General features: G+C 75.5%; 11 protein-coding genes and 1 pseudogene. 6 read left to right on the plus strand and 6 right to left on the minus strand.

The genetic code is table 11. The features are described 5' to 3' along the window. Position 1: 1 nt before the first annotated feature. The 5 genes from ACN20G_RS28770 to ACN20G_RS28790 all read right to left on the minus strand — a co-directional run bounded on the left by ACN20G_RS28770 (position 2) and on the right by ACN20G_RS28790 (position 5,320). The gene (locus ACN20G_RS28770; protein ID WP_424216143.1) at positions 2 to 289 is read right to left on the minus strand and encodes an acyl carrier protein; all 288 of its coding nucleotides are present in this window, start codon (positions 287 to 289) and stop codon (positions 2 to 4) included. Between the two features lie 47 nt (positions 290 to 336). Beyond that, complete coding sequence (locus ACN20G_RS28775) at positions 337 to 2,139, minus strand: polyketide synthase (protein ID WP_424216144.1); 1,803 nt, start codon at positions 2,137 to 2,139, stop codon at positions 337 to 339. A gap of 258 nt (positions 2,140 to 2,397) precedes the next feature. After that, positions 2,398 to 3,345, minus strand: coding sequence for a hypothetical protein (locus tag ACN20G_RS28780; protein WP_424216145.1), 948 nt, complete (start codon positions 3,343 to 3,345; stop codon positions 2,398 to 2,400). A 276-nt stretch (positions 3,346 to 3,621) separates the two neighbouring features. Further along, complete coding sequence (locus tag ACN20G_RS28785; RefSeq protein WP_424216146.1) at positions 3,622 to 4,716, minus strand: NAD(P)-dependent oxidoreductase; 1,095 nt, start codon at positions 4,714 to 4,716, stop codon at positions 3,622 to 3,624. Between the two features lie 115 nt (positions 4,717 to 4,831). After that, complete coding sequence (locus ACN20G_RS28790) at positions 4,832 to 5,320, minus strand: hypothetical protein (RefSeq protein ID WP_424216147.1); 489 nt, start codon at positions 5,318 to 5,320, stop codon at positions 4,832 to 4,834. 565 nt (positions 5,321 to 5,885) lie between these two features. On the opposite strand from ACN20G_RS28790, the gene ACN20G_RS28795 reads away from it, so the two are divergent. The 3 genes and pseudogenes from ACN20G_RS28795 to ACN20G_RS28805 all read left to right on the plus strand — a co-directional run. Then, complete coding sequence (locus ACN20G_RS28795) at positions 5,886 to 7,292, plus strand: SMI1/KNR4 family protein (protein ID WP_424216148.1); 1,407 nt, start codon at positions 5,886 to 5,888, stop codon at positions 7,290 to 7,292. A gap of 440 nt (positions 7,293 to 7,732) precedes the next feature. Beyond that, positions 7,733 to 8,122 carry a nuclear transport factor 2 family protein gene (locus ACN20G_RS28800; RefSeq protein ID WP_424216149.1) on the plus strand — a complete coding sequence of 130 codons (390 nt, stop codon included), beginning with the start codon at positions 7,733 to 7,735 and terminating at the stop codon, positions 8,120 to 8,122. A 23-nt stretch (positions 8,123 to 8,145) separates the two neighbouring features. Then, positions 8,146 to 9,345, plus strand: a pseudogene (locus ACN20G_RS28805) (FAD-dependent monooxygenase); the annotation flags it as partial. A gap of 93 nt (positions 9,346 to 9,438) precedes the next feature. On the opposite strand, the gene ACN20G_RS28810 reads toward ACN20G_RS28805, so the two are convergent. Continuing rightward, positions 9,439 to 10,407: an AraC family transcriptional regulator gene (locus ACN20G_RS28810; RefSeq protein ID WP_424216150.1), complete on the minus strand. Its 969-nt coding sequence runs from the start codon at positions 10,405 to 10,407 to the stop codon at positions 9,439 to 9,441. A gap of 161 nt (positions 10,408 to 10,568) precedes the next feature. On the opposite strand from ACN20G_RS28810, the gene ACN20G_RS28815 reads away from it, so the two are divergent. The 3 genes from ACN20G_RS28815 (at position 10,569) to ACN20G_RS28825 (ending at position 13,129) form a co-directional block, all read left to right on the plus strand. Continuing rightward, positions 10,569 to 10,700: a hypothetical protein gene (locus tag ACN20G_RS28815; protein WP_424216151.1), complete on the plus strand. Its 132-nt coding sequence runs from the start codon at positions 10,569 to 10,571 to the stop codon at positions 10,698 to 10,700. Between the two features lie 91 nt (positions 10,701 to 10,791). Continuing rightward, positions 10,792 to 12,117 (plus strand): YcaO-like family protein, encoded by a 1,326-nt coding sequence (locus ACN20G_RS28820; protein ID WP_424216152.1) that lies wholly within the window; start codon positions 10,792 to 10,794, stop codon positions 12,115 to 12,117. After that, positions 12,110 to 13,129 carry a GNAT family N-acetyltransferase gene (locus ACN20G_RS28825; protein ID WP_424216153.1) on the plus strand — a complete coding sequence of 340 codons (1,020 nt, stop codon included), beginning with the start codon at positions 12,110 to 12,112 and terminating at the stop codon, positions 13,127 to 13,129. Before ACN20G_RS28820 ends, ACN20G_RS28825 begins: the two co-directional genes overlap by 8 nt. Positions 13,130 to 13,154: the final 25 nt, after the last annotated feature.

Raw genomic sequence — 13,154 nt, forward strand, 5'->3', positions numbered from 1 at the left:
GTCAGGGCCTGAGCGCGGCGATCCGCGACGCGACGTGGTCGGACAGCGCGCGCAGGTTCGGGTGTTCGTAGATGACGGAGATCTTCTCGTCGAGGCCGTAGTGGCTGTTGACGATCGCGGCGATCTCGGCGCTGAGGATGGAGTCCAGCCCCAGGTCCTGGAACGCGGTGTCCTCCGGAATGTCCTCGACGGGGCAGTACAGCACCTCGGCCAGGCACTCCCGGAGGTACGGGAGCACGCCGTCGGTGCTGTGGCTGCCGTCGATGCTCGGCTGTTCGGACGTGGCCATGTCGAATCTCCTGGCTGCGGGGATGAGGGCACGAGGGGCCGGCCGGGCTAGGGCGCGGGGGCCGGGGTGGGGGTGGGGGCCGGGGCGGGGGCCGGGGTGGGTCGGGGGCCGAACCAGTGCGGGGTCCGCTGGAAGGGGTAGCCGGGCAGGAGGTCCGGGCACGGGGCCGGGGCCGTGGCCCACAGGGCCGCCCAGGGCACCCGCTTCCCCGCGAGCCAGGCCCGGCCGAGCTCCCGGTGGGTGGGGGGCAGGCCGGCGAGGGCGCGTTCGTCGTCCGGGGTGGCGACGAGCGGGTGCCCGACCGACCGGGCGACCGCGTCCAGGGCCTCGCCCAGGAGGTGCGGGGCGTCGGTGACCGTCAGTCGGCGTTCCCGCAGGTGTCCGCGCCCGGTTTGCAGGGTCCAGGCCAGTGGGCCGGGGCCGAACTCCCCCGCCGCGCGCAGGCGTGCCCGCAGCCTTCGTGCCGTCGCGGCCAGCGCGGCGGGGGTCGCGGCCGACAGGGGGATCAGGGACGCCGCCGGGTCGGTGATCCCGGGCCCGGCGGGGTGGGGCGGGGCCGGTCGGGGTCCGTCCTCGACGAGGGCGCAGGCCAGGGAGCCGCCCACGCCGAAGGAGTTGACCGCGATGCGTCTGGGCCGTCCGCCGGCGGGCCAGGGAACGGGGCGGTTCGCGACGGCGACGCCGCGCAGCCGCTTCTCGATCTCCGGATCCGTCCGGCGCAGGCCCGCGATCGGGGGGATCAGGTCGTGCCGCAGGATCAGCGCGGCCTTCACGAGGCCCAGCAGGCCGGCGGCCACCTCCAGGTGCCCGGTGTTGGCCTTGATCGAGCCCATCCACAGCCTCCCGTCCGGGCCGCCGGCGTGCAGGGAGGGTGCGTCGGCGTGCAGGGCGGTCGCGATGCCCTCGGCCTCCGCCAGGTCTCCCCCGGTCCCGGTTCCGTGGGCCTCCAGGTATCCGATCGAGGTGACGGGCACGTCGGCGGCGCGGGCGGTCGCGCGGATCAGCGCGCTCTGCGTGGCGCCGTCGCTGCCGGTCAGGCCGCCGGCGCGGCCGTTGTGGGAGAGGACCACCGCCCGGATCACCGCGTGGACGCGGTCGTGGTCGCGGACGGCGTCGTCCAGCCGTTTCAGGATCAGGCAGGCCCCGCCCTCGCCGCGTACGTAGCCGTCCCGGTGCTCCCCGAACGGCACGGAACGGCCCGTCGGGGACAGCGCGCCGGCCCGGTAGGCGCTGCTGGTGTAGAAGCCGTTGCAGGTGACGTTCGCGGCCATGACCGCCGCGAGGGGGATCCGTCCCGCGCGCAGGGCGTCCACGGCCGGCGCCAGCACCGACAGGCCCGAGGAGCAGGCCGAGTCCAGCGCGTAGCTGGGGCCGCGCCAGTCGAATTGGTGGGACATCCGGTTGGCCGCGAACGCGGTGAGAGTCCCGGGAAAGGCCGCGCTGTCGACGAGTCGGGCCTCGACCATGCGTTCACGGAAGTCGGCCATCGGGGCCGCCGCGAACACGCCGACGTCGAGCCCGGCGAGGTCCTCGGGGGCGAGCGCGGCGTCCTCCAACGCGTGCCAGGTCAATTCCAGCAGCAGCCGCTGGTGGGGGTCCATCCACGCGGCGATCCTGCGGGAGATCCCGAAGAACTCCGCGTCGAATCCGCTCGGGTCCGCCAACAACGCGGCGTGGAAGGGGCCGGCCCGGACCGGACCGGAATCCACACCGGGCACCCGCCCTTCGGGCACCGGTCCGATCTCGCGCCGTTCGGAGGCCAGGACCCGCCAGAGGCCGTCGACGTCCTCGGCCCCCGCCGTACGGCAGGCCATTCCGATGACGGCGACGGGTTCGTCGAAAGAGGACACGGGGTTGCTCCCCTTGTTTTTCGTGTGCCGGCGTCGGGCGGTCCGACGAATCAATTCTTCACGTGCACTTCCGGCACTGAAAAGGTGGCCTCACGCCCCGCTGTGGCACTTCCGCCTCGGAAAAGTGCGCCGTGCGCATTCGCCGGCGCATTTCCCAAACCCATTCGATCGGATCATCCGACCGTCGCCTTGTGGGCCCGCGAATTCCCGCCCCGCCGCGTGGCGCGACCGCGGGAGGCGGGCGGTGTTCGGGATGCGTCAGCAGGTCACGAGGAGGGTGGTGAGGGCCGCGCAGGTGTGGGTGGCGGAGTCGTCGGCGGGCCGGGGGTCGGCCGGGGTGCCGGGGAGCAGGCCGGCGGTGACGTCGAGGTGGTTGCTGATCGTGAGCAGTTGGGCGTGGAGCCCGAGGGTCCTGGTGGTGGAGGCGCCGTCGGCGAGGGCGGGCAGATCACAGGTCGCGGTGCGGGCGGCGGCGTTCACGGTGCAGCCGGGGGCGTTGGGCAGGGTGAATCCGACGGGGTAGGTGAAACGGAGTCGCGCACCGGTGGCGGTGGCGGGGCCGTGGTTGGTGACGGTCGCGGTGAAGGAGGCGTGGGTGACGCCGAGGCCGCGAGGGGATGCGTCGAGGGTGACGCCGAGGTCCGCGGCGGCGGGGGCGTCGTTGACGACGAGCGATCCGAGGTCGGTGGTGACCGGCCCGTCGGAGAGGTTCTCCATCAGCGTCGCGCGCAGGGGCACGGGGCCGGCGGCGGTGTCCTTGAAGGGCACGTGGACCTGCGCGGTGGCGCTGTCGGTCTCGTTGAAATAGCGCCAGTCCACGGTGACGGTGCGCGTCGCGGGGTCGCCGGTGACGGTCTGGGTGTGGCCTTGGCCGCCGTCGACGTAACTCACGCCGTCGAGGTTCACCGAGGCGTCGGCCTCGGGGCCGAAGGTGATCGTCAACGGGGCCCGGTCGATGAGCCTGTCGGTGGTGTTGGTGTAGGCCAGTTCCAGGAGCGCGTACCCGCCGGGCTCCACGCTCTTGGGGGCGGTGAGGGTGATGTGGCCGGGGGTGCCGATGGTGGTGGTGTCGGCGGGGGTGGCGGCCGCCTGGGGCGCGGCGAGGCCGACCGCCGCGAGGAGCGGCGCGCAGAGCCCGAGGACCATGGCGCGCCGGACACGGCGGGCGGCACGGAGGCGGGGACGGGGAGATGTGGCAGGGGTCACGGGGTTCCTTCGCGCGATGGCGGCGGCCGAAGGGCGCGGGACCCCGGTCCGGGGCGCCGACGGCACCTCCGGCCAGGTTTCGACACATTGTCGGCGGGCGTCCCGGTCCGCGGGTGATCTCGGCCCGACCTTGTCCGGATGTGGGGCACCGCCGGCCTGATGACACGCACCCCGGCCCGCGACGGCGGCACCGACGCCCGTACCCGTACCCGGCGCCCCGCGTCCGATGTCGCGACGGCCGTCAGGCGTCAGGCGTCACGCGTCACGCGTCACGCGTCAGGGCGAACCGGGCCCCGCGAGTGCGGTGCTCCGCACGAACCTCGCGATCTCCTCGACCAGTCGGTGCGACGCGCTCCGCATCGCGGCCCGCGTCATGCCCGCGGCGTGCGGGGACAGCGTGCACCACGGGTTGTCGACGAGCGGGGAGGAGAACCGCGCCCCCTCGGACGCGAACACGTCCACCGCGGCCCGCCCCGGCCCGGACCCCGCGTCCCGCAAGGCCCGGTCGAGGGCCGCCTCGTCGACCACGCTCGCCCGCGCCGTGTTCACGAGCACCGCGTCCGGCCGCATCAACCGCAGTTCCTCCGCGCCGATGAGACCCTCGGTCTCGTCGGACGCCGGCACGTGCACCGACACCACGTCGCAACCGGCGAGGAGTTCCGCGAGGGTCTCCGTCCTGCGGCCCGGCCACCCCGCCGCCCGCTCCGCGGTGAACCGCGGCGACCCGAACACCCACACCTCGGCGCCGAACGCCCGGACGAGTTCGGCGGTCCGGCGGGCCACGGCCCCGGACCCCACCAGCCCCACCCGCGCACCGTCAAGCCCCCACCCGGGCAACCCCTCCACCGCCGCGCTCCACGAACCCGCGCGCAACTCCCGGTCGCGCCGTGCGACCCCGCGCAGGGCGTCGAGCACGAGCGAGACGGTGAGCTCGGCGACGGCGGACGCGTTGGCGCCCGGGGTCGTGCGGATCGCGACGCCCAGGCGTCGCGCCGCCGCGTGGTCGAAGGTGTCGGATCCGGCGGCGGCCCGCCCGACCAGTGCGAGCCGCCGCCGCAGCCCCGGCGCGGTCGCCCGTTCCAACACGGCCCGGGTGAGCGGGATTCCCGCCCGGCACTTGAGCACGTGGTGGCCGCTGCCGCCGTCCTCCAGCCGGCGGGCGAGCTCTCCTTCGTCGAAACCGTCGAAGTCCACGGTGCGCCGACCGGCCGCGATCCGGGTCCGCAGCCCCGGATCCGTCACACGCCGCACGTTCACGGTCGGCACGAGCCCCAGCGCCTCGAACGCCGCGAGCTCGACCAGGGCCTGCTCCCCCGCGGCCGGATCCACCACGAGGATCCGGCCTGACGCGGGAAAACCGTTCGCGACCATGCCCACACGCCCCTCCCCCGGCCCACGACGGCCTGCCCACAAGCCGATGGCCGACCCTACCGGCGCACGGCCGCGAAACCCCGCGGCCTCCCCCCTCGCCCGCCGTCTGTCGGCGTCAGCGGAAGGACCACCGGTGCCACGGGCGGTCTCGGCGGGGCGTGGTCACCTCGTGCAGCAGTCCGTCGAGGGGCCACACCAGGATGCGGCCCTCGTCGTGGTCCATCAGATGGGCCACGTCGCGCAGGAGCCGCTCGAAACGCCCGACGCCCGAGGCTTCGGGCACGGGCGCGTACTCCCCGGCCCAGGTCATCCTCAGGCCCACGCGCAACGGTCCCAACGCGCCGGCCAGCCAGTCCTCCCCGGCCCGGTCCAGGCCCGCGCGGATCGCCTCCCCCACGCGTCGGGCCGGTGGTCGCGGGCGGGCCTCGACGTCCTCGGTCCGGTGGTCGACCAGGGACTGCCACACCCGCAGGGCGAGGCCCCGGTCCTCAGGCGACGGCCGCCACGCCGATCTCCGGGGCAGCCGACGAGAGCGGGACACGACCAACGCCGCGCGCAACTCGGTGATCTCGGCAAGGCACTCGGGAACAGTCCGCGTCCGCATCACCTGATCATCCGCCCCGGCGAGCGATCCCGGGGAGGGGCGACGGCGCCATTCCCCGGCGGAATCCGGACGGCGATCCCTCGCGGACCTGAGGCCGGCCGTCCGCCCCTGGTACCGGACGGTCCCGAGGACGGGACGAGGAGCGGGGCCGGGCTCGGTCGGCGGCGGCGCCGGCGAGGGGTGAGCCGGGTGCCGGGGGCCGGGTGCCGGGTGCCGGGGGCGGATGCGGGCGCCGGTCCGGGGCGGGCCACGGCGGGTGGCGGGCGCACGGTCCAGGACCGGGGAGGACGGGGACGATGCTGCCACCCCCTGCCCCGCACCTGCGGGCCCGTTCCGGGGGCCTCACGCCCATGGGCCTCTCCCCTGTGGGCCCCATGCCCGTGGCCCTCGCATCCGTGGGCCCCATGCCCGTGACCCCCGCATCCATGGGCCCCACGCCCGTGGCCCTCTCCCCCGTGGACGCCTCACACCCGTGGGCCTCTCCCCCGTGGGCCCGTTGTCCCTGCATCCCTCCCCCTGGACCCCCGCGCCTCTCGATGTCGGAGGGCCCGCGTACGGTCTGGCCATGAGTGAGCACAGCCCCGCGCCGGCGTCGTTGGCCGAGTTCTCGACGTGGGCCCCGTTGCTGCGTCTCCTGCGCGCCGAGCAGGACCGCGAGTCGGACGCCGAGGCCGTGCGGGTCGCGGGGCGCGTCGGTCGGGAGGACCTGAGCCCGGCCCTCGCGCGCATGGTGCCGTCCGCCGGCGGGGCCGAGCCCGCTGAGGGCGCGCGGGAGTGGTGCGGCGCGGTGGAACGGGTGCGGGCCGCGCTCGTGGCCGCCGGGCTCGACGCCGTGTCCTTCAACGCGCGGACGGAGGCGGGCGGGGAGTGCGTGCTGCGTCTGCGGGCGGCGAGTCCCGCCGTGGAGTCCGGGGTCGGTACGGACCCGGGGGTGCTGGTCCTCGTCGACGGCGCGGTCCCCGAGCCCTGGCGCCGGCTTCCCGAGCCGGTGCCAGGGATGGTACCGGCCGGGTCGGTGGACCTGGAGTCGTTGGAGCGGACGCTGCGGGCGCGGCTGCCGCGTGCCGTCGGCGCGACGGCGGAGGAGATCGCCGCCGCCGAGGCCCGCCTGGGCATCACGCTGCCCGAGGAGCTCAGAGTCCTCTACCGGGTGACGCGGGCCCGGTGGGAGGACCTGCGGGACGGGGACCACGCGTCGGTGGTGGCCGAGGACTCGGACGTCGACTGTGAACTGTTCGACCTCGACGGCCTGTACGTCGCCGACGCGGCCTCCCGGCCCCGCCCCTGGCGGTTCGCCGCGACCGAGGCGGTCGTCACCGGGCCCGACGCCGCAGTGCAGGGCCTGGTGGGCTCGCCCGGTTGGATCGTCTTCGGCGACAACGGCGGCGGGGACCGCCTGGCCGTGGACCTGACCCCGGGACCCGGGGGCCACCTCGGCCAGATCGTCATGATCTCCCACGAGGACAGCATCGGCGCGGAGTTGGTCGCCGACTCCCTGACCGACTTCCTGCTGGGGCGTCTCGCCGAGGAACCCGACGGGGCCCGGGAACGGCCCCCGTCCGCCGTCGCCCACGTCAACATCGCGAGCCTGCGCGGGGTCGAGGTCGCCGCGCACCCCGGCCTGGAGGTCCTGTGCGTCGGCGTGTGGGACGACGCCCCGCTCCGTCTCGCGCCGCTCGTCGGCCTGCCCCGCCTGCGGACCCTGACCGCGTACCCGGGCACCCTGGCCGACCCGTCGGAGATCGCCGCCCTGACCGGGCTGGAGTTCCTCGAACTCGGCCCGGAGGAATGGCGGGTGCTCCTGGACGCCGGGGCCGTGCCCCGGAGCCTTTTGGCCGCGTCCGTCATCGTGCGCGGCGAACGGCCGACGCCCGGCGAGGTCAGGGCCCTCGCGAACGAGATCCTGGACCTGTGGCACCGGCCCCGAATCCTCCGGACGGTCCTCGAAGCCGACCTCGGCCCCCTGCGGTAGCCCGCTCGGGGAAGCGGTCGCCTGGTCGAGGGCTCGCACGGCCGCCCCGGGTGGTCACGGCCATGGGTGGCGTACGCGGCAGGTGCTCACGGACGGAGCCCGGGCGCCTGCGCCGGCACGAATCGGCCCGCACGCGCGGCCGGACTGCCGGGCTGCGCGCACGGGCCGCGCGGGAGGTTCGGGTGGGTGAGGGACGCGCCGGGCCGCTCGGCCGGGCCGGTGGCGGGTCGGTGGCGGGTCGGGCTTTCTCGGCGCGCGTCGGCGGGAGTTCGCGCGACTCGCCGCCGTCCGCCTGACGAGCCGGCGGATCGGTGCAAGGCTGGTCCTCGCGCCGCGCACCGTCCCCGCCCGACCGCACCACCGCCTGTTCCCCGAACTCGGTTTCACCACCGGCCCGTCGACCGAGCGAACACCCGCACCCGCACACCCCGGAGGTACCCGTGTCACCGTCCCCGCAGCCCCCGTCCCCCGCCCTCGACATCGCGCGGATCTTCGCCGACATCGACTCCCGTGACCCCGACCGGTTCGTCGCGCACCTGACCGAGGACGTCCGCTTCCGGTTCGGCAACGCACCGGAGACGGTGGGCAGGACGGCGGTCCGGGAGGCGGTCGTCGCGTTCTACGACACCATCGCGGGCATGCGGCACGAGCCGCACGAGGTGTGGGCGATCCCGGACACGGACCTCACCGTGGTCCGCGCCGACGTCACCTACCTGCGGCACGACGGGCGCGCCGTCACCGTCCCCAACGCCGATTTCCTGCGCTCCGACGGCCGGCTCGTCCACGAGTGGCTGATCCACATCGACCTCGCTCCCCTGTACGCGCCCTGAAAGGACCGGAAACCGTGCGGATCGTGATCGTCGGCGGCGGTATCGCCGGGCTGACCTGCGCACTGAGCCTGGCCGCCGCGGGCCTGCGGCCCGCGGTGCGCGAACACGCCCGGGTGCTCGCGCCGGTCGGCGTCGGCATCAACCTGCTGCCGCACGCGGTGCGGGAGTTGGCCGAACTCGGGCTCGCCGACGCCTTGGCGGCCGTCGCCGTCGCACCGCGCCGGCTGCGCTACCAGGACCGCGCCGGCGGGCCCGTGTGGGAGGAGCCCCTCGGCCGGGCCGCCGGGTACGCCTGGCCGCAGTACTCCGTCCACCGCGGCCTGCTCCACGGGCTCTTGGCCCAAGCCGTGCGCCGGCGCCTCGGCCCGGACGCGCTGCGGCTCGGCGCGAGCTTCACGGGGTTCGAGCAGGACGCCGACGGGGTCCGGGCCCGGTTCCGGGACCGGGCGACGGGCGGGATGCTCACCGACGAGGCGGACGTGCTGATCGGCGCGGACGGCGTCGACTCCGGGGTGCGCGCCCTCCTGCACCCGGGCGAGGGGCCGGCCGTCGGCAACGGCGTGCTGATGTGGCGCGGGACCGTGCCGCACCGGCCCGTGCTGGACGGGGCCTCGATCGTCGTGGCCGGGGGCGAGCCCGGGGACAAGTTCGTCGCCTACCCGATCGGGCCGCCCGCCGGGCCGGACGGTGAGGTTCCGCTCAACTGGGTGCTGGAGGTCCCGGATCCGGCCCCCGGCGGCGGCGTGCCCGGGCGGCTCGTGCCCCGGCGGGAGGCGCGGGCCGGGGCGGCGCGGTGGCGACTGCCGTGGATCGACGTGCCGGCGCTCGTGGAACGGACGGCGACGGTGCACGAGTACCCGATGTCGGACCGCGACCCGCTGCCGTTCTGGAGCGCGGGCCGGGTCACCCTCCTGGGGGACGCGGCCCACCCCATGTACCCCATGGGCATGAACGGCGGCTCGCAGTCGATCGTCGACGGCCGGGTCCTCGCCCACTGCCTCGCGGGGGCGGGGGCCTCGGATCCGGTCGCCGCCCTCGCCCGCTACGACCGCGCGCGCCGGCCGACGGCGAACGCGATCGTCCTCGCCAACCGGGCCCTGGGGCCGGAGGCGATCATCGCGCGCGCCGCCCGGACCGGCGGCCCCGGCCCGTTCGACGCGCACGGGGCCCGGGCGATCGCCGACGCCTACAAGGCCCTGACCGGCGGCACCCCCGAGCAGGTCAACACCCACCCCTCGTGGAACGCGCCCGCACCGGACGGCGCCGTGCCCGCCGGACGGTCGGGGCAGCCGGACCGGGCGGGGCGGTCGGGGTCGTCAACCGGCGCGGGCGGCCTCGCGGTAGCGCCGGGGGGCCAGTCCGGTAGCCCGTTTGAACGCGTTGCTGAAGGCGCTCTCCGAGCTGTAGCCGAGGGAGGAGGCGATCACCGCGATCGGCGTGTCCCGCGCGGACAGGGTGCGCTCCGCCGGCCGCATGCGCCAGGCGTACAGGTAGGCCAGGGGCGGGACCCCGACGACCTCCTTGAACCGTTGGGCGAAACCGGTCCGTGACATGGTCGCGGCCCGCGCGAGTTCGGCCAGGGTCCACGGGTGGGCCGGGTCCCCGTGCATGAGGGACAGGGCGGGGGCCACGCGCTCGTCGGCGAGGGCCCGCAGCCGCCGGGTGGGCGCTCCGGCCGTGTCGGCGTGGTCGAGGGAGGCGCGCAGCACCTGGAGGAGGAGCAGCCGCGCGAGGTGTTCGGCGGCCACGGTGGCGCCGGGCGCCGTCGAGCCCATCTCGTGCAGGGTCCGTTCCATCAGCCAGCAGGCCGCGGGGGCCTCGGCGGTGGCGGCGCGGACGTGCAGGAGCGGCGGCAACGCGCTCGACAGCAGTTCCCGGCCGGTGTCGTTGACGTCGAGGTGGCCCCCGACGGTGACCACCTCGCGGGCCGCGTCGCCAATGTGCGGGAGGTTCTCGGAGGTCGCCCGGATCGGTGGCGGTGCGTCAACCGCGGGGAGCGCCGGGTCGCTCCCCAAGGTGTGGCGGCGGCGCCCGGAGAGCACGGCGAAGTCGCCGGCGGTCAGGCACACGGGCCTCTCGACTCCCTCCACCACGAGCCACACCCGCCCCTTCAGCACGGCCTGTACCTTGAGCCGGCCGGGCGCCGGGAAGGCCAGGGCCCAGTTCCCACCCGCGGTGAACCCGCAGGCCAAGGAGCAACGGGCGTCGACGAGTTCGAGGGTCTGGGCGACGGGGTCTGTCCGGTCGATCGACCGGGACAGCGGAACGGACCGTGGTGCGGGCATGTGCGGACTCTGGCGCAAGTCCCGTGGACGGGCAAGCATTCACCCGGCCTTGATCATCCGCCACGATGGATCACGGGAGGCCACCCGGACACGGGCCCGGCAGCCCGCTCAGGGCCGCGTGCCACGCGGCCGCTTTCTCCCGGTCTCAGGAGGTTGTACTCATGGGCGGATTCCAGGATCGCGACAAGTTCCACCCGGACGAGGTGGTGCTGTCACCGGCCGAGCAGCGGACCATCGCCGAACTCGCCGACACGGCCCGCGGCACCGCGGCCGAGTCCACCGACGAGAGCTGACGGGTTCCGCGAGCAGCGGCACGCGTCGGGCGGGGGCCGCGGCCGGGCCGATCGGCCCGGCCCCCGTCCTCCCGAGCAGACGGGACCGAGCATGAACCTCCCCGCCCTCCCGACCTCCCGCACCCTCCCGACCCCCATCGCCCTCCCCGACGCCACTCCCCCCGACGCCGCCGGTCCCCGGCAGTCCGGGGAACGCTCACTGCCCCTGGCCGAGGCCGAGGCACGGGCCCGATCGGCGGCCGCCGTCCTCGGTCTCGACGTCGACCTGGCGCCCGTCCTGGACGAGAGCCCCGGCACCTGGCGGTGCGTCCTGAGCCGGGCCGGCCTTGACCTGCCCACCAGCCTCGGACTGGGCAAGGGAAATCGCGAAGAGGCCCACGCCGGCGCCCTGTTCGAAGCGCTGGAGCACTACCTCAGTGGCGTGGACGAGCTCGACCCGGCCGGGATCCTCCTCGCCCGCGCCCACGCGCTCGCCGAGGGCCCCCTCGCACGCGACCTCGCCGTCCGCCTCCTGGGCGAGGGCCCGGACCACTCCGTGGGCTGCCTGCCGTACCACTCCCTCACCGGAGAACCGGACACGGACGTGCCTCTGTTCCTGTCCATGCCCGAATACCTCAGGCCCGCCGGCGCGCCCGCACGCCGGGCCGCCGGGGACGCGTACGACTACCGCGTGGTCGGCCGCTACTCCGTCAACAACGGCTGGGCCGCCGGCGCCGATCCGGTGGAGGCCACCGTCCACGCGATCAACGAACTGATCGAACGGGACGCGCACTCCCTCCTCCTCGTCGAGCAGTTCCTCCGTCCCCGCCCCGGACCCCTCGCCGTGGTCGACCCGGACACCCTGCCGACGGATCTCGTCGCCCTCCTCGACGCGGCCACCGCGCACACCGGCCGGCGGCCCCACCTCATCGACATGACCACCGACCTCGACGTCCCCGCCTACGCCGCGTACCTGCCCGCGCCGGCGGGCCGCCCGGCCCGGATCTGCGGCTGGGGCGCCTCGCTGTCCCGCCGCTACGCCATCGCTCGCGCCCTGACCGAACTCGTGCAGCTCCACAGCACGGTGGGCCTGCGCGAGCGGTACGCGCACCTGCTGCCGGAACAGCGCGACGACACCGGACCCCATCCCCACCTGCGTGCGTGCCGGCTGTCGGACTTCACCCCCGCCCTCGCCTCGGCCATCCGCCGCCCCTTCCGGGACACGCGGGTCCCCGACACCCCCCGAGGCCACCTCGATCGGCTCTTGGGCCTGCTGCGCGAGCGGGGCCTCGCCGTCTACCGCCGGGAGCACCACGTCACCCTGGACCTCGCGGTCGTCAACGTGCTGGTGCCCGCTCTGGAACGGTTCGTGCTGGTCACGGACGGGCAGGTCGTCGTTCCAGGCGAACGCGGCATGGCGGTGCTCCACCGTGCCTGACCCCGGTTGGCGCCCCCTGGCCCCCGCCGACGCCGCGGCCCTCGCGGAACTCCGCACCGCCTGCGACGCGGCCGACGGCTCGGAGCCGGGCCGCCGGAGCACGGACGAGGCCCGCGAGGACCTGACGGCGCCCGGCGTCGACCTGCCCACCGGCAGCGCCTCCCTCTGGCACGAGGGCCGCCCGATCGCCCACGCCCTGGTCCGGGCCCGCGAACACGCCGACGGCACGCACCGGATGACCCTCGACCTCGCCGTGCACCCCGCGCACCGCTCCCCCGCGCTGACGCGTGCGCTCCTCGACCGCGCCCGGGCCTCGGCGATCCGCCGGCACGAGGAGTTGTACCCCGGCCGGGGGCTGGAACTCCACGCGCGGACCCACCACGGGCAGGGCCCGCTCGCCGAGGTCCTCGACGCGGCGGGCTACCGCCGCGCGCGCACGTACCGGGGCATGCGCGCCGACCTGGCCGGGCCCGCGATCCCCGCCGCGCCCAGGCCACCGGACGGGACCAGGCTCGTGCCCTTCGACGACACCTTCGACGCGGCCCTGTTGGCCCTGCGCAACGAGGTGTTCGCCGACACCTGGGGCAGCGTCCCCATGTCACCGGTCGCGTGGCGCCACACGATCACCGGCAGCCCGTACTTCCGACCGGCCTCCTCCTGCCTGCTCCTGCCCGCGGACGGCGGCCGGAAGATCCTCTCCTACCTGCTGTGCACCGAACCGCCCCGGACCGGGCCGGGCCTCGGGCCGGAGCGCGTCCTCTACCTCGCCAACGCCGGCACCCGCACCGGCCTGCACGGCAAGGGCCTCTACCGCGCGGTCTTCGCCCACACCCTGGCGCGGGCCCGGGCCGAGGGCAGGAGCACCGCCGTCCTGGACGTGGACACGGAGAACCCGATGGCATCCGGCGGCTTCTACACGCGCCGTGGCTTCGTCACCTTCCGCACCTGGACCACCCACGTCCTGAGGGTGGTCGACCCCCCGACCCGGTGGACGGGGGCGTCGGCGGGCTGAGGGCGTTTCGTTTCGCGGCCCGGTC

The organism is Streptomyces dryopteridis (genome assembly GCF_049606955.1).
In the GTDB taxonomy this organism is placed as follows: domain Bacteria; phylum Actinomycetota; class Actinomycetes; order Streptomycetales; family Streptomycetaceae; genus Streptomyces.

What these genes read in the sequence shown, in the direction of transcription:
- ACN20G_RS28815 (WP_424216151.1), top strand. Translation starts at nt 10,569, where the DNA reads ATGGGCGGATTCCAGGATCGCGACAAGTTCCACCCGGACGAGGTGGTG.
- ACN20G_RS28820 (WP_424216152.1), top strand. Translation starts at nt 10,792, where the DNA reads ATGAACCTCCCCGCCCTCCCGACCTCCCGCACCCTCCCGACCCCCATC.
- ACN20G_RS28810 (WP_424216150.1), bottom strand. Translation starts at nt 10,407, where the DNA reads ATGCCCGCACCACGGTCCGTTCCGCTGTCCCGGTCGATCGACCGGACA.
- ACN20G_RS28790 (WP_424216147.1), bottom strand. Translation starts at nt 5,320, where the DNA reads ATGCGGACGCGGACTGTTCCCGAGTGCCTTGCCGAGATCACCGAGTTG.
- ACN20G_RS28770 (WP_424216143.1), bottom strand. Translation starts at nt 289, where the DNA reads ATGGCCACGTCCGAACAGCCGAGCATCGACGGCAGCCACAGCACCGAC.
- ACN20G_RS28795 (WP_424216148.1), top strand. Translation starts at nt 5,886, where the DNA reads ATGAGTGAGCACAGCCCCGCGCCGGCGTCGTTGGCCGAGTTCTCGACG.
- ACN20G_RS28785 (WP_424216146.1), bottom strand. Translation starts at nt 4,716, where the DNA reads ATGGTCGCGAACGGTTTTCCCGCGTCAGGCCGGATCCTCGTGGTGGAT.